Source organism: Rhizobium sp. NLR10b, assembly GCF_019685435.1.
Lineage (GTDB): Bacteria > Pseudomonadota > Alphaproteobacteria > Rhizobiales > Rhizobiaceae > Rhizobium.
Genome location: NZ_JABDWV010000008.1, coordinates 241,392 through 258,511, shown reverse-complemented (window position 1 = coordinate 258,511; position 17,120 = coordinate 241,392). Strand labels below are relative to the sequence as shown.

Sequence of the window (17,120 nt, the reverse complement as noted above, 5' to 3'; positions counted from 1 at the left end):
CTTTCTCGGTGTGTGACCGGACCGCCCACCACAGCGCGATTTTAGGCGAACGGGTCAGAATTTTTTCAGATATTTTTCGTCCGGTGGCTGCCTGGGTTCATCTGCGGATTGATCCAGTCATCTTCTATTTTACGCTAGTATATCTGTCAAATTCGCCCTTAGAAATTTACCACATGCATTAAGAAGGATACCATCAGTCCGTTGGTGACTCCTCTCGCTCACTGTGGAAATCCTGTAACGAAAGCATGCGCTTGCGTCCACGGCCGCGCGTCGGCATCGTGCGAACAGCAAAACCGAATCGCAAGCGTGAGTTGAGAATGGGGAAGGGCTTCAGCGCATCTACCGTCAAATCCTGGTTCCAATATCGATGCGAGCGCAAGGTTCGCTACGAACTCTCATCCGATATCGAGCTCGCGGCGATCCCCATCGTGAAAGACGTGCGCGAAAAACCTTGGGCGATCCTCGGAAACCAGTTTGAAGAGCGCGTGGTGCGGCGACTTTCGCGTGAAAATAAGGTGTTGAAGCCGTCTTTCGGGGATGATGCCCTCAGTGAGGTTTTGACCGGTGCCTTCCTCAGAGGAAAACGTCCGGAAACCTATGCTGCGCAGATGAACCTGCGCCCAAGCGGACCAGTTAGTTTTCTGGAAGGCACCGGCCTCTATCTCAATCGCAATCTTGCCGACCTGATACGTCGGTCGCCTTCGGCGAGCGATCCCGGCCGTACAGAACTGACAATTATCGATGTGAAGGCTACCCGACGCGCCACGGCATTCCACAAAACCCAGGTCGCGTTTTATGCCCGCGTGCTGCAGGCTTTGCTGCAGGAAATGAAGGTTTCCGATACCTCCATCAGCAGGACTGGTGAAATTTGGCGTATCAAGGACGAAGGATCCGCTGCCTCGGATAATTGGCAAATCGAAGCGTTCGCACTTGATCCGTATATTCGTCTGGTCGATGACTTTTGCGCCAACCATCTTCCGGAGATCGCCTCAAAGCAGGTCGGGATCGGCGTCGACCGGACGTTTTTCCATGTCTACTTCAAATGTGAGCAGTGTAGCTTCTTAGAACACTGTCGATCCGCAATCGACGACCACAATCCTCCCTCAACAAGGGATGTCTCTGCAGTTGCAGGTCTGACCCATGAAGCAAAACGATCACTCCAGCGTCTCGGCGTGACCTCGGTCGGCAACCTCGCCACCGCAAAGGGGTTGGCGCAAGCGCCCGGAATCAGCTGGTCGCTTTCGAGACGGGCGGGATTGCTGGTCAATCGAGCCGCGTCCCTGGCGAGCGGTTCCGTCTTGCGGACCGAAGAGCAAAATACCTATCTCATGCCGCCCCGCATTGACGCGGCGCTCGTTATTTCGGTCGACCATGATCCGGTCGATGACCGCATAGCCGCACTCGGCTATCGCCGCATTGACGGTGGAGTGATCCGGAATGAAGTCATTAAAGTGGTTCGGTCCGGAGAAGCCCGGGACGAAATCGCTGCCATCGTCGAAGTGCTGGCGGCCCTGATCGCCGACCTGACCGCTATCGACGCTCATAACGAGGCCGTTGACGGTGATGATGATAGGTCCGTTTACGCACACATCTTGTTCTATGAGCCTTCCGAAGTCATCAATCTCCAGACCGCCATCGGGCGACACTTAGAGGACGAGCGGATCCGCACCGGACTGCTTCACTTGGTGCGGCTGTTTCCGTCCGATGATCTCGTGCCGGAGCCGGAGTTTCGTGGCGTCCATCATCTTCCGGCAACGGCGATGAGAACGGTCATCGAGCAGTTATGGGCACTTCCTGTTACCGTTGCATATGACCTTCGTCAGGTTTCACAAGCCGTTTTCGGCCGTGCAGACCCGCGCGCCTATCAGCCGGCGCCACAATTTGAGAGGCCGTTCTCATCGCTCCTGTCGATCGACGTTGTTCGCGATCTGCGCGAAAACGGGGAGGTCCGAACGACGTTTGAGGATGTGAGAAAAGACGTCTCGGATCGCCTTTCTGCTTTGCAGGCTCTTGCGAATTGGACATTGGACCAAAACAGGCAGGCTGCGACGAACGGAAAGGCGCTTCTGCGTTTGTCCAAGAGGCCTTTCCGGTTTCAAGCCACATTCGATCCGTTGAATGCCGTGGATCTCGATGTGCTTCTTGCCTGCGAACTGCTCGAAAACCGAGCAGGGATGCTCGACGCGCTGATCAATCTGGCGCGGCCGGCACAACGCCGCCGCGATTCCGGAAAGTGCTTTGCGAACCTCTATTTTCGAGATGCTCAGCGAAAAGGCGGTAAGGTCTTCATTCAGTTCGAAGTGCCGATCGAGAGCCAAAGTGCCGAACTCAACGCGGGCGAATTTGGCTTGATCCTCACCGACGACGATCCAGACAATCGCCTGAACCCTGCTCTTTGGCCGGCATTCACCTGCCGGATCAGAGCGCCGTCAAATTCCTCATCCTTCCAGACGGGGATATTGCACCTGGAAATGCCCCGTCCGGTCTTCGAGGGACCCGTGTTTCAAAGCGTCCTGCAAAGGAACGCCCGGAACAATTGGTTTGTCGACAAGGCATTTTTCGACGTGAACACAGATCGAGCCGCACGGTTCCTCAGCTACCTTGCAGCGGGAGACGACCGGTGAATATCCGCAGCCAAATTCTCTCATTCCTACGCGATCCGGCGTCATTTGCTCAAAATGCGGATGACGCCGATGTGTGGCTGTCCGGCCTCACAGAATTTGCGATGCCCAATCTCTCCAAGGACGGCCACTACCCCTTGAGGCCCGCGCAAGTTGCCGCGTGGCGAGGTCTAGCTCCAGTCAGGACCGGGCTCATTCTTGGTCCGCCGGGAACCGGCAAAACACATCTTCTGAATTGGCTGATACTTGGCTATATCCATGCGCGAAGAGCCGCTGGGCTTCGCGCAAGGGTTCTGGTGACGGCTTTTACACGAAACGCCATCGGCAATGTCGTCGATGCTGTCGCCAAAAGCACCTCCGAACATTGTCCGGGTGAGATCGAGGTTCGCTACTTCGGCAATGGTCCGGCCAACGGCCTTCGATCGGACGTTCAACACCGGAAAACGATCAGCGACGACACGGTTGGCGCCGCTCTTGGCGATCTCGACAAAGAGTCATTCGTTCTGGGCGCGTCCGTCTGGACGCTAAACCGCCTGCTAGGCGCAGCGAGCGACGGCGATGGGTTCACCTGCGACCTCTTCGATTTGGTTTGCATCGATGAAGCCTCTCAAATGGTCTTGTCCCATGGTTTGATGGCAACGGCCGGACTTCGTCTCGGTGGTCGGCTTATCGTGGCCGGCGACGATCGTCAGCTGCCGCCGATCCGCTCGGGCCGGGAAATCAAAATGGGCGAGCGCCAATTGGGGGGCTCGCTCTATGGGTTTCTCAAATCTGCCGCGGTGCCAGAGTTCGCGCTCGACGAAACATTTCGACTTAACCAACCGCTGGCCGCCTTTCCCGAGAGCAAATTTTATCCCGGCGCCTATCAATCTGCGGTACCGCGATCGCGGCTTGAATACGTGCCGGATTGGCGACAGAGTCTGGAAGACTGGGAAGTTGCCGCGCTCGATCCCGACTATCCTGTTGTGGTGATCCTGCATGATGGCCCAACGGCCGCGACCAGCAGCCCGTTTGAGGTCAGCGTTGTCTCGCGTCTCACGGAGAAGCTTGCGGAGCGCCTTGCCATACGCGATCCGAGCGGTGGCCCGCCTTCAGACTTTTGGACAAACCGTCTGGCAATCGTCAGCCCCCACCGGGCACAAAACGCAGCTCTTCGCAACGGACTGCCTGCTCGCCTGCGAACCGATGCCTTTGTCGAAACCGTTGACCGTATCCAGGGCAAGGAACGGGATGCGATATTTCTCTCCTACTGTGTCTCCGACCCGGAATTTGCCGTCGCCGAAGCAGATTTCATATTTGCGCCAGAGCGATTGAACGTTGCTGTCACGCGCGCGCGCAAGAAACTTGTCGTGCTGATCGGGCGACGCCTTCTTGATTCCGTTCCCACAGATCAGGAGCAAATGGACAAGGCAGAGATCTTGCGGGAATTCGTCATGAACGCGCCCGTTCGAGGCACCGCGTTGATCGCGAACGCCGCCGGTCCGAGTGTGCCTGTAGAGGTCAGGTCGCTGGGGTTCGCAGATAGTCCGGCGATAGAGCCTTTCGAGCCGCTCAACGGCCAAGACGGTTCTGACGATGACAGTCTCCCGCCGGATCTCGAACTTCTCCTCAGCGCCGTCCGACAGGTTTCCCTTGTCGATCCGCACGGCACTGCAACAATCGGGAAAATTCAGCGGGCGCTGGCCCGACGGGACGATCCGCTTCCTGGGCTCGCGAGGCTCCATGCGCTGGGTTATATAGGATTGGAGCATCGACCGGGAACCTATGGGCACTTCTGGCGAGCAAAACCGTTCGAACAACGCCGACGCGTTTACGATCTGGAGATCGAAACTGTTCGACGGACATTGAAGGATGTTATCGCCCGAAATACCACCGGAAGGTCGCTGGCATTTTATGACAATGTCCGAAAACCCTACGCTTGGATGGATGGCGAAGGGACCGATTGCCTGAAGGCTCAGATTGACCGCCTCCAAGACGAACATCTTGTCGCCTGGCGGATCTCCGGCACCACCCGGATGCTTGAATGGATCGACAAAACATCTGAGCAGAATGCTACACCGCTGGAAGAACCACCGGAACTCACCCGCCGCGATTTTGAACTCCTGAACGTCTTGGAAGATATCGAAGCCAAGCGCATTAATTTTGGCGTCTTCGAAGGATGGGTCTCGACCGCAGGCCTCGCGGACGCCGCCGGTCGCACGCGATTGGAGGTTTCAACATCGCTGCCAAAATTAGCTGCGAATGGATGGTTGATGATCGCCGGAGACGGAAGAATCCGTTCCCGCATGGCCGAACTTGCTCGTGAGATCAGATACGTTAAACAGCGCTTTGAGAGAGATGATGCCGACGAGCGTCCCTTTCTCGTCCGCAGCCTCAAGGTGGAACTGCGCGATCGTAACAAACCGGACCGAGAGATCCCTCTCAAACGCACGATCGAGGATCTCAAGGGTACGCTGGCCCACGGCCATTCGGACGCGCTCGAAGCTTTGTATCGCATGCTCGAAGAACTCTGGGGAACTGATCCAGAAATCGCAGGCTTTCAGGCAAGAAGTCTCGAAACGATATCGCGCGCATGGAGCGCTCGAGAGAGCGCAGCCCTGGCGATTGCCGCCGATACTGGATCAGGGAAGACGGAAGCGGCAATCTTGCCCTTGATTGCTGCCGCTGCAGCGGACTATGCGACTGGAAAACGCGGCGTGCGAGCAATCCTGGCGTATCCGCGAGTTCGGTTGGCGACCAATCAGGCGCAACGCATCGCAGGCTATCTTTCGAAGTTCAATGTCCAGGAAGGCATGCCGGTTCTTACGCTGGGCGTACAGATTGCCCAGGTGCCCAGAACTTTCGCGAACCTGCACGATCGTGATCGCGCCGCTGGATGGAGTGACCTCGGCGGCAAAGAGTTCAGCTTTCCACTGTTCAACTGCCCCCACTGCGCATCGGATCTGACCCTCCGCCTCGATGGCGGCAGGGCGAGCGCGGACCGGATTTGTTGCACCGCCTGCCAATGGTCTTTTGACGGCTGGATTGGGTCGAAGGAGAAGTTGCAACGTACACCACCGGCTTTCTTTCTCCCAACGACGGACTCCCTTCATCAGTGGATGCACGACCGCAACTATGGGCGTATCTTCGGCGACGACCCAGATTGGTTTACGCCCAAGGTTCTGATCGCCGACGAGATACATCTTTATTCTCACATCCATGGCGCTCAGGTCGGTTACACGTTCCAACGTCTCGCGGCCCGGGTGGAGTTAAACAACCCTTCTGAGCCGATGCTGATGATCGGGATGAGCGCGACGCTCGGTGACCCCGGCACGGCTTGGGCAAAATTGATCGGCCGCCCGACCAAAGCCGATCTGATCACACCGTGGCAGAATGAAAAGTCCGGTAACCCAAAAGGCCGAGAGTACTTCTACTTCATCCAGCCCGAGGTGGAGTCTCGCGGGAAGGATATTGCCGGGGCATCGACGTCCATCCAATCGATTATGTGCCTTTCCCATGGCATGCGACGAAGAACTGGAAAAGCAGGCGGTTTTCGAAGCCTCGTCTTCCTTGATTCCATCGACAAAGTGCGCCGGCTGCATGCAGCCTATCAAGATGCGGAAAACCATGCTCTGGCGAAGCTCAGAATTGCGGAATTTCCAGACGATCCTGTCACGGGCGCCGAGCGTATCGCTTGCTGCCGGGAACCGCATGGTTGCGACTCGTTTCGAAACGGCGAATGCTGGTTTTTCGCCGCAAACGATCAGGCACAGGCCTCGGTCGGCGGGCGAAAGCTCCCAGGCAGCCCGTTGGCCGTCGCCTCTCAACCGATATTCTCCGGTGCGACCGGTCGTGTAGAAACTTTGATCCGCTCGTCCGACATCGTTTTTACGACCTCGTCTTTGGAAGTCGGATATGATGATCCGGATATAACGATGGTCTATCAGCACTACTCACCTGCAAACCTTGCGAGCTTTGTTCAGCGCAAGGGTCGTGGCGGGCGAGGCGCCGACGACCGCCCGACGACGGCCGTCACGCTTTCGATCTACTCGAACCGGGATACGTGGTGGTTTCAAAATCCGCGCGAAATGATCGAACCGACGGGCTTTGAAACCCCGATGAACCCGGGTAATTTTTTCGTCAGGCGTGGGCACGTTTTGGCAGCAACGCTCGACGCCCTGTCGCGATATCAACGAAAGGAAGGCATACCCGTCGACTTTTGGAACCCCTCTGCCGTCGCGCTTCAAAACGCGTCTCACTTTGTTGAGATGATTTTCGGACAACAGGCCTGGCGGGAATTTGGCAAGGATACGCTCGCTTCATTGTGGCAAGCCGCCCTGGAAAAGCTCAACGATCGAAATTCGGACGACCAGGCCAACGTCTTGCGAACGCGTTGCGACTGGATTCCGGAGCTCTTGTTCGACACGATCAATCTGCCACGGGTCGTTGTCGACGTGGCGGGAAAAGGAGAACGTCAGGAAGACGTCATCATCGGCCTTGCGACGTTGGCGCCCGGAAACGCATCTAGACGTTATGACGGTTCGGATGTGGTCTGGATCCCTCCGGCAAATGGCAGTGAACCTTGGTTCACGCCTGGCGATTACGGCACCGGCTATCGTTCCAAACCCTTTGGCGACGATGCAAATGAATGGCTAACCAGGCTTCCGGATGATGCCAAGGACCTCTTGAAGGATCTGGTGCCAGATTATTTCCGACCCGGCCGTGTGACGGCCTCCAGGTTAGGGCAGATGTTTGGAGCAACTTGGCAGTCGGACTGGAGCATCGACGGGGCAGTTACGCGGCTTTCACCTGCGGGAACGGACAAAGCAAAGCGTGTGCGGCATGACTCGCGCAGTACTCTCCGTGGTTTCCCGATCGTAAAGAAGCAAGACGATTCCGCGACGCTGATAGATGTCGGTCAACTCGCGCCTTGGATTGACCAAATCCAATATTTCCGGGGCGACGGCGTGGGCGGACAGCGGACCGGTCTAGCTCTTGCCAAGGTCTATTGGGGCGCCGACGCGGAAGCAAAGCTCGAAGACCCCCGTCTGGATCCTGTCGTGTTCACGCAGACGTTCACTGCGCCCGGCGACAAACGGCCGATGCTGCATGGTTATCATGTGCAGACGGAGGGGGTAAGCTTTCGATTGAAGAGGGTGATGGTCGACAAGGTCGTCGACGCAGAACTCGCGCAACTCAACGAAGATGAAAAATTGAAACGCTGGCGATCCGGCCAGATGCTTCGCTTCCTGATCGAAAGCAAGGCTACCTTTGCAGGCGTCAACGCCTATGAGGCCATGCGTGGGGCGGAAATCATTGTCAGTGCCGCAGCCGATCCTGAACTGCGCCGTAAACTGATTCGCCTGCGGACTTTTTGGGGCGCCGAGGCACTGCACAGCCTGTTTGAGGAGACCCGAGAAACGCTTCTGTCGCAGCACCCGCTTCTGACCGCAACGCGGGTCAGGGCTGTTGCAAGTTCGCTCTCGGACCAGCGCTTTCAGAAGATCTTCCAGGATGCGATTTCATCGGTGAACGATGAATCCGCTTTCCGGCGCTACCTGAAGAGCACGATCGTCCACAGTCTGACGAACCGGATCAAAGCATCATTTTCGCAATTCGGCGGCGGGGACGAGAGACGCGTTATCGCTCACGCTCGCTTACCAATTCAATTCCAAGAGGTGCAGGATCTGGAGATTACCGTTTGCGAAGCCGGCGCGTTCGGCGACGGAACGGCTCGATCCTTCGTTGCGAACTTCGCAGAATTCCGCGATCAATGGGCCGACGATTTTGGTAGATGTCCCAATGCAGAGGAAGATGCGGCCTATCAACGTTTTCTCAACAATCGCCAACATCACCTAGCTTGGCGGGAATTAGACCCGTATGATCCAAGTTCTCTCACCGCAATTTCTGCAGAGTTAGGGCTCAGGGGAAAGCCCATTCCGAGTTCAATTCTGCGAACGCTCTATGGAAGTGAGAGCATCGGGTCGGAGCGCTTCTCGCTCTATGACCTCGCAATTGCGGTTGATGACGTAAGAGCCGAGTTCGTGCGCCGTGTTCAAAGACGACCGACCGTCTGGGAGTTGGCAAGCGCTGCTGTGACACGAGCTAAGGACCAGAGCGACGGTGATTTGGGCAAGCTTCTGAGGGCTTATGAGGGGTTGGAAGACGCCATTCTTGAGGAGGCCCTGAGCCCTGATGGGCGATTGGCAGACCAGGTCGTGAGACTGAACGCGTCACTTTGCTACGACGGCTGCAGAGCATGCGTTCACCAACCGAGCGACATGATGAGCGACAACATGGTGGAGTCCTCGACGAGCCGAACACTGTTGCACCGGTTCCTTTGTACGCAGGCATAGAAACCTAGGCGATCGGGCGTACCTCAAAAAGATCAAGTGCATCATGCTCCGACAGCCAACGAAAAACGTCGGGCGATACCGATCGGAGTTTGGCCTGACCCTGCGCCAGGCCGGTCAAGAAATGATCGACCTGCTCGTCAGCGGTGAATGATGTTTTTTCGGATTCGAGCAGCGCCCGCGTATCGATGAGCCTTGCGACCGCTAATTTGAATTGATCGGCCTGCATTACTGACAAGCTTGCGTTGGCGTCTTCTGCCAGTTTGACCATCCGGACGCCGAGGCAGTTGCCGTGATCGATTTTCGATAGCAGTTGTCCAAGCGAGAGGAACGGTCGGTAATCTGTTGCCACCTGCGTCCGCCATCGCTGTTTGATCGCTCCCAGGGCACCGCCAATTGTCGACTTGAAGTGCGGCAGGTCACGTTCGATCTGATGCAGGGAAGCGGCGTCGTTCGCATTCATGAGCAACGAAGCCAATTGCGCGGCCTCCTCGATCAAGTCATCCATTTTCTCGACGACTTCGGGGACTTCGCCGAAGCTTATGATATCAGAAATCTCACAGATATCGGAAAGGCGCTGGGTCGCCGCAGTGATGTCGTTCAACAACAAGGCGACGCGAGCAAGGCTCTCTCCCAGTGATCGACGCTCGAGCGCCATCGGAAGTTCAGGGAGAAGTGATTCCAGTTCTTCAAGGACGTCAGCCATTGCGCTTCCCATGATCATTCAGGACCTGCGCAACCGCGCGGCCGACGTCGTGCACTTGAGCAAGTGAGAAAGATCCGCCGCCGTCTTTAATGCAATCTTTAACGTGTCCAAGAAGTTGACCTATGGTCTGTTCGCCTGTTTTCGCAGCGTCCAGGAAAATGCCCAAGTCCTTGGAAGGTGCCAGAGTAAGTTGTTCGAGGCCAAGTCCAGTCCCCGCATCCCGATGCTCCGCAATCGACAGCATGAAGTTCTCCGCGGTTTCGTCAGCTTTCTGTTCAATCCGCGCGGTCGCCTTGGAAAACTCGCCCTTCCAGGCCGCGACACTCTCCGGGTTCGCACGGGGTAGAAGATCGGCGACAGACGTGATCGCCCTGTCAATCCTGATCAGGTGTGCCTCGATGCTTCTCCCCCGTAATAGCTCCTGAAGAGCAGTGGCTCGCGATTCGAGCTGCTGGCGTTCAATCCTTACGATCTGGCCTATGCTGTGCTTAAAGTGCGATGCAATCTCCCTGATAGCATCGAATTCGGAAACGCCGGTTTCTCCGGCATCCGAGGGCGGCTCATCGAACCTTTGGGTCTGACGCAAGCGCCTGATCGGCCCTGCTACCCTTGAAACGTCAGCTAGCCCGAAGCCCGCCGAAGCGCCCTGCGGCATCGAAATCATTGCGCGGAGAGCCTCGCGCAAATTCGCATGGTAGCCCTTCGTCCTGTTGAGAAACTCCTGCCATGGGGCTGACCGAGTGGCAGGATCACTTTCAGTTGGAGGCTCATCAGACAAGATCCCTTGCAATTGCACGAAATGCGGATCGTTCGGTCTCACCGTTCCCCGAAGCCACGCGCGGGCGACCAAAAGTTGCGTGAGGAGAGGAATTGGGCTCCATCTGGAGCCTTCAACCATGCCCAGGCGGCGATCAGCAAAGTCGGAAAGCAGACCTTCCAGCCTTGTTGTGAGCACTGCTAAGGAATGCCGATGGAAAGCGATATCGTTGACCGACATTGTGCCGTCGAGTTGCAGGCTGACAACGGCTTCGAGCCCGCGCCAAAGCCATTCCTCACGCGGGATTGTGAGATAGCTTCGCTGTGAGTGGCCGGTTCCTTCGATCTTTACCTGTTGCTCGGTCAGGATCCGTCTTTTCGAGTAGGGATCGAGGCCAACACGGCGGGGATCAATCTGAGAGAGGATCTCGAATATCGCGACATTATAGACATTAGGATTCTGCGCTTCGCCGCTGATTTCCCAGTTTCGTATCTCGTCTAGCCGGGATTGCAGGTCGGACTTGCCAATCAACCTCTTTGCGGAAGGTGGCTGAGGAATGCGTGTCTGGGCGGGAGACCTCTCTGTCAGGATCGACCGTGTTCCTGGTACTTTGGGTTGCGCGGGCTCACTGATGTTCTCTTGCATCGAGGCGAGAGCGGTCGCGAAAGGTTTCGCTGGAACAACGGACTGTACCGGTTGGGACCCCTCTTCGGAACCCACCCATGGCAGGCCGAATGCTTCAAAAAGGGATCTCGGCACGCCGGCAAAGTGTAACTCACCGGCCGCGTCCACCACCGTATCCGCACGCTCCTTGTCTCCCCAGTAGGAGATAATTCGACGCGTTCGCGCGAAGTCTGCAGGGCGCTCCGTAAGCTGATTCATCAGAACGGCAGTCGCGCGGCGGCCGAGATTGCGACTTTCGGCCACCAAAGCCGCATTTTCCGTCAGCGCGGTTGGGAACTGTCCATCATTGATGGCTCTGACTTGCAGTAGATTGGGGCTGAGTACCGCCTGCAAAACACCGCGTGGCGTCTTCCAGGTCATGCCATTGTCGTTATCGTTCAGCGCTTCAAAGAAGTGGTCGAGTGCGGTCTTGGTGAAGGGATACAATCCGATCCCCGCCGAGGCTCCAAACGTCGCATGGCATCTGTCCTTGTCTGGACAGTTATCGCATCGATTTGGGGGGGCGGCATTTCTGTCGTGCCACAGGTCGTTACGCCATTTATCGAGGGCATCCGGGCCAGCCCTTACGGCCGAAAGATACCGCGACACAAACCGGACCCGATCGTCAGCATTCCTTAGGGTCGCGACATCCTGCAATTCGCCATCCTGTTGTGCGGCGCCGAGATTGACCTCGTGCGTAATACGGCCGCGGTAGTTGCCATGTAGCTTCTTGTAATAGCCGGGTGTGACGCCGACCACCGAGATCAGCGGGCACATATCGGATGCGCCGTCAGCACCTCGCGCCTCGGCATTCGTGACGAGAACATCGATCAAGCTGTCGTCAATGCCTTCCCAACTCGTTATGTCCTCGAGAAGAAGGACGAGCCTCTGACCGCGCTCGGCGAGCGCAACGCGGATCTGGCGAAAGAGTGTTTTCAAACCTTCTGCAGAAACACCGAGGAGGTTTTGAACCGCGTCATTTCGACGTCGATTGAGGGCCCCCACAAGCTTCATCGTTGTGGGAATCTTGTGAGCTTGCTCGGCTGCGATTTCATCCGCTGTCCAACGGGTTTGGCGCAACTCGGCGATATGCGCGGCTTCTTCCATGAGCTTGCGCGCAAGTCGTTCGGTTGGTCCGACAACGCCGCTGTTGAAAACAGCTCCACAGTGGCTTGCCAATTCCTCGATATCGAAGACGTTGAAACTCGCGGACTGAGAATTACGCTCTGCCCGCTCGCCATCGCCCTTTCCTTCCATCAAGGCAAGGATGCGGGCCGGTCCCCGCCAATGATGCTTGATTACCGGCAGATCGATGAGATCTCCAGGGTGAACCGCTCTACACCAATCAACGTCTTCAAGCGGAGGATCAAAATGATCAGGGTGCAGCGCGTTCGCCAGGTTACTCAGAAGCAAATTGGCTCGGCCTCGATCTGTCGCACGATGGCGTCTGCCCATTTTATCGAACAGATCCTGAAATTCTGGAGGTAGGCGTTCGCGCATCTGCCGAAGGGCGCCTTCGAGACTACCGTCGGCACGTTGCAGCAAAAGCTTAACGTCATTATTTCTCGGCCACTTAATCGAAAGCCAGCGGATCAGGTGGGATTTCCCTGATCCAGGCTCCCCCTGTACCACGCAAAACGCGTGTCGGCGGGCGGGATCAGCCAGGACGTCCAAAAGCGCTGCTTCGTCGTGACCGTCAATTTCGCCACCGTGACTGCCGGAAACATCAAAATCGGTAATCGGTGAATGGGTCGCGAGGAAGATCCCTTCATGCCCTTCCAAGGCCTCATTGCTGATAATGGCGGTTGCGTCTTCGGCCCGCCAGCAGGCCGTCATGGGAGCGCTCATGTTATGCACCTCCCTTTATTGCAACTGCATAAAATGCGTCGATTTTGTGGGTGGTGTTCGGGTGAAGCTGCAGGTTGGAAGAGATATCTCCAAGGACCTTTAGTTCGAGGGTACCATCGTCGTGCAGGTCCCGCAGGGCTTCCGAGAGAACGGGCGACAATTGGCGTGGGTCCGGCGTGAAATTAATCCGGCGTGCCGCCTCTAAATACATGCGGCCGCCATCGATGAACGGCATATTTTGCCGCAACAGCCGAAGGAATTCCTCGACGCCAATTTCAACACCGCGATCGACGTCGAGCCGCGTTATCTCACGCCTCAGACGTCGCGAGATGTCGATCTCGTATGGAGGGCTTGCAGCTAGTTCCTCCATAAGGCCCAGGAAGACGAGCCATCTGCGCCAAAAAGGCACCTTGGTGGAATTCATCCGACTTTCAACGTCGTCATCTGCCCCCGAAGGAAGTGCAGCTTCTGCGCTGTCGGCGAGTTCAGGATTCGTCATCTCCAGTATCCAACCCGAAGTCTGACGTTTGGCCGATTCGCACATCACCCACGCGAAAAGTTCCAAGAAGACCGCATCTTTTTCTTGAGACGGCAAATCGATCAGTTGACGATACAGCCAATCTGCGAGTTGATCATAGGTATCGGCTTCACAACTCGGGTTGATTTGCAGTTCCTGCCCGACCAACGAGACCGCACCCATACTCGTCGCAGCGCCCAGAACCTGTCCAAATGTTCCAGGCTTTTCACCGATCGTCTGGCCATCCCTCAGAAATCCCGGATTGAGCCAAGCTGCAGCTTCAGCGCGGCTGATCTTTCCGTCGTATTCCCGAAGAAGGGAAACAAGTGACCAGACCCGTTCTGGTGAACCCTGCGTTGACGACAACATGCTCATGCTACGGTTTCCAATATTGAAAAATGCTCGAGCGAATCCTCGAAATACGGCGCCCGCGGCGATAACGTCTGGTCGAGACGGCGTCCGTCAAGTTCAGTGCTTGGACTTGTGACGACAAGAAGCGGATCGGGTAATATACCTGCGCTTTGCCACTCCTTGATTGCGCTCAGCACCTGTTTCGAAGTTGCCTCGTACGGTCGCAAGAGGACGGCTGTCGGCAAATTGGTAATGCCGCGAGGATCTCGGATAACGCTGCTATGATTGATGACGAGGCCTAGGCGAGCCACGGAATGCATCAAAGCTTCCGCGCATGCGTTGGCCAACTCGTCCGGCGTCAACAATTGCTCTATGCCGGCGGCTGCTAGACGTTCCGTGAGCGACGTTAGATTCTTGCTTAGTGACGGATCTGCCGGAACAAGAAGTGTCACGCCGGGCGGAAGTTTTAACTGCTTTGGTACCTCCTCTGCCGGCCAGGCGTCTGCCAAAACCCTGTATGGTGTATTAAGTGCAGGGGTCTCGCCTCTCGCTCGACAGCCCGGGCACCGGCCGCAGGGAAGAATTTCGTCCGTGGGCCTGTCTTGCAGGAGTTCAAAAACATCGCGCAGCACGCATGTTTTATCCGCCCGCCTCATCACATTAACGAACTGTCGGACGTCCTCTCGAGCGCGCGCTTGCTCGCGGTCTCTAAGTGCAAAAACGCGGTCCCAGATTTCTACAGGATCGTGGGCAAGGAGGCCGGGTTCACGAATCTCTACATCCCAGGCAAAGCGATTCGGCTCTTGCGTGCACGAGATGACATCGACCATGCGTGCACGTTGAAGCAAGTTAATAATGCTCATATTCCAGCGACGATTATGGTCCGTCGAGATCGTTATACCCTGGCGGATAGCGTCAAGGTTGATGGTCATCGCTCGCCTGTCATCGGTCCAACGACCGTTGTAGCTTGATCGGACCATCGCTTCCCAGCGGGGGACGGCCAAATCACGGGTGATCCAGGAGCTTGCTGCGGTGGAGCGTGCGTGTGTCGTATCATCGATCACGTTGTCGGTTTTCGCGTCCGTGAAAAGACAGATCGCCAGACCCTGCCTGCCGTCGCGGGCCGAGCGGCCAATTTCCTGATACCACCGGGCCGGGCTATCGGGAAGGCAAGCGTGGATCACGGATCTAACATTCGATTTATCGACACCCATGCCGAATGCTGACGTTGCGACGACGATGTCTAGTCTATCCGCCGCCCAGTCCTGTACGATCCGATTTCGTTCCGAATTCGAGGATACATCGCCGCTAAAAAGAGCGATGCGTTCATAACCACGCTCGCGCAGACGATTGTAGAGTTCGCTCGCACTGAGGCGTAAGTCACGAGGTCCGCGATCCTCGTCTTCGTCGCCGGCAAGGGTGGTATAAACGATTAGGGGTCGAGGGGCACGATCCAACACGAAATCGAGAGCCCCCAGGCGCGCGTCGGCAGTATCGTAAGCCTGGATGACAATATCGAATTCTGATCGAGGAGTTGCTGCATCGACTTCGGCCCATACACGACCTGATTGGTAGGATGCACGCAGAACGGCGCGAGCGGCCGGTGGCAACGTCGCAGACAGCAGAACGCATCGGAGGTCTCGGTTTTTATCCCTGAGTTCTTGCACAAGACCCGGAAGCCGCTGGAAATCAGGCCGGAACGTGCGCCCCCAATTCTCGACAACATGCGCTTCATCAATGAAAATGGCTGAAAGGTGGGCTTTCAGGGGCCCGAGTTTTTGCGTTGGATTTGTGGCGGCTTCGATCAGATGCTCGCGCGCGGCGCCAAAGGCGATTTCCGGTGACATAAGAAGAATGGGGATTTCTCCCCGTCGGAAGGAATCGACGACATTTGCCCGCTCGATCGGAGCCATTCCGCCGACGAGAGCGCGGCTCCCCTCCAAGCCTGGGATAACAGAAAGTGTGAGCTCGTGATTTAACGCCAACGATACTGTTGGCGTGATGACAACGACGCACCCGCCGGCATTCTCCTCGCGCAATTTGGCCGCCATCAACTGGAAGAGCAGGCTCTTGCCTGAACCCGTCGGCAGACAAACCATCAGCGATGCGCCATAGGGCATGGTGAAGAGCGAGCGGACGGCGGCTTTCTGACCGTCTGAGCGATAGTCCAGGTGCTGGGTATGCCTCAAGAGCATTGCGTCGGGTGGAAGATGCTCGCGATGGCGCCGCAAGGAGACATCCAGGTCGTGGGCGGGCCAAAACCCTTCTGGTGCTCGATCATCCCGCTCATCCAGTAATCGAACGGTGGATGAGTTTATGGCGAGACCGAATCGGGAGGCTGCCTCAAGCTCCTGGTTTGAAAACTCCCATCGAAAGTCTTCGCGGGCCATCCTGCCACCCTTGAGGCGCACGATGGATCGGAGAAGCGCAAGCTTATCCGCGGTCGAAATGGCTTGGGCGAGGCAGTCGTTTAATCGAGCCGCCTCGCCCCTCACCCATTCTTGCGTATCTGAAGAATCACCGGAAGACATTGAGCGAGAAGCTAACATAACTTTTGCTACTTCTGAGTTAATACCTTCATCTTCAACCTTTTTCTTGGTACGAAAGTTGGCTCAATGACTAACGATCGGCCAACCGGCTGTGGCTGCGGGCCGTTGCCTCGACAACGTTCAGGGGTCGGGTTCCGACACAATGCCGTGCCAAATGAAACTTCTAAGGCCGGGATAGTATCGATCTAGAAACGGCAAGAACGGATGCGTCCGGCTCCAATCCAGATAAGGGGGTTCACGGACGAGCCCCAGATAGTAATCCAAGCCGACCAACTGTGCTCTTTGCACATTTTCGACTTTTAGGTGATGGCTAATTACCTCTAAATAAGAAAAGAATGTGTCAAAGCAGTAGCGATAGGTGAGCGCCTCTGGCGTTCTCCAACTCGCACCAAGATCAGCTTTCAGTGCCGCGGACATGTTGCTCTGACTATGCTCGAATGTGCTACAGGGCGGAGTGAATAGGATCCGATATTTTTCCGGGATGATTAGAGGCCCGACACCCCATTCAAGAGCACGTGTACAAAAGACCAATTCGTCATCAGACGAGAGTCGGTCGATCAGACCACGCGCGAATTCGGTTCTGCGCCACTGTTCGTCTCGTTGTTGTTCTTGCCTGCCAAGCTGTATTTGCCTGGCCGCATAGATGACGCCACCCGCCGTGCCCAGGCCGCCCAGCAGGCCACCCGCAGCGGATATCCAGTCTGGCCAATCTATCATTTCCTGGTCTCCCATTAGATAGCACATCCCGCGTCGACCCGCTCTGTCCGCCGCGCATG

At 56.6% G+C, this 17,120-nt stretch carries 7 protein-coding genes; 2 read left to right on the top strand and 5 right to left on the bottom strand.

Going from position 1 to position 17,120, the window contains the following annotated elements; genetic code table 11:
* Positions 1-317 precede the first annotated feature (317 nt).
* A complete protein-coding gene (locus tag HJB91_RS15770; RefSeq protein WP_221155305.1) occupies positions 318-2,624 on the top strand; it encodes a hypothetical protein in 2,307 nt (768 codons plus the stop codon).
* Positions 2,621-8,956: an AAA domain-containing protein gene (locus tag HJB91_RS15765; RefSeq protein ID WP_221155303.1), complete on the top strand. Its 6,336-nt coding sequence runs from the start codon at positions 2,621-2,623 to the stop codon at positions 8,954-8,956. Before HJB91_RS15770 ends, HJB91_RS15765 begins: the two co-directional genes overlap by 4 nt.
* Positions 8,957-8,960: 4 nt before the next feature.
* Here HJB91_RS15765 and HJB91_RS15760 read toward each other — a convergent pair whose 3' ends face one another.
* The 5 genes from HJB91_RS15760 to HJB91_RS15740 form a co-directional block, all read right to left on the bottom strand.
* Positions 8,961-9,659, bottom strand: coding sequence for a hypothetical protein (locus HJB91_RS15760; RefSeq protein ID WP_221155301.1), 699 nt, complete (start codon positions 9,657-9,659; stop codon positions 8,961-8,963).
* A complete protein-coding gene (locus HJB91_RS15755; RefSeq protein ID WP_221155299.1) occupies positions 9,652-12,927 on the bottom strand; it encodes a hypothetical protein in 3,276 nt (1,091 codons plus the stop codon). Before HJB91_RS15755 ends, HJB91_RS15760 begins: the two co-directional genes overlap by 8 nt.
* A gap of 1 nt (position 12,928) precedes the next feature.
* Complete coding sequence (locus HJB91_RS15750; protein WP_221155297.1) at positions 12,929-13,819, bottom strand: hypothetical protein; 891 nt, start codon at positions 13,817-13,819, stop codon at positions 12,929-12,931.
* Positions 13,816-16,185 (bottom strand): DEAD/DEAH box helicase, encoded by a 2,370-nt coding sequence (locus HJB91_RS15745; RefSeq protein ID WP_221155295.1) that lies wholly within the window; start codon positions 16,183-16,185, stop codon positions 13,816-13,818. The genes HJB91_RS15750 and HJB91_RS15745 overlap by 4 nt, the downstream gene beginning before the upstream one ends.
* A gap of 279 nt (positions 16,186-16,464) precedes the next feature.
* Positions 16,465-17,076 carry a hypothetical protein gene (locus tag HJB91_RS15740; RefSeq protein WP_221155294.1) on the bottom strand — a complete coding sequence of 204 codons (612 nt, stop codon included), beginning with the start codon at positions 17,074-17,076 and terminating at the stop codon, positions 16,465-16,467.
* Positions 17,077-17,120 lie beyond the last annotated feature (44 nt).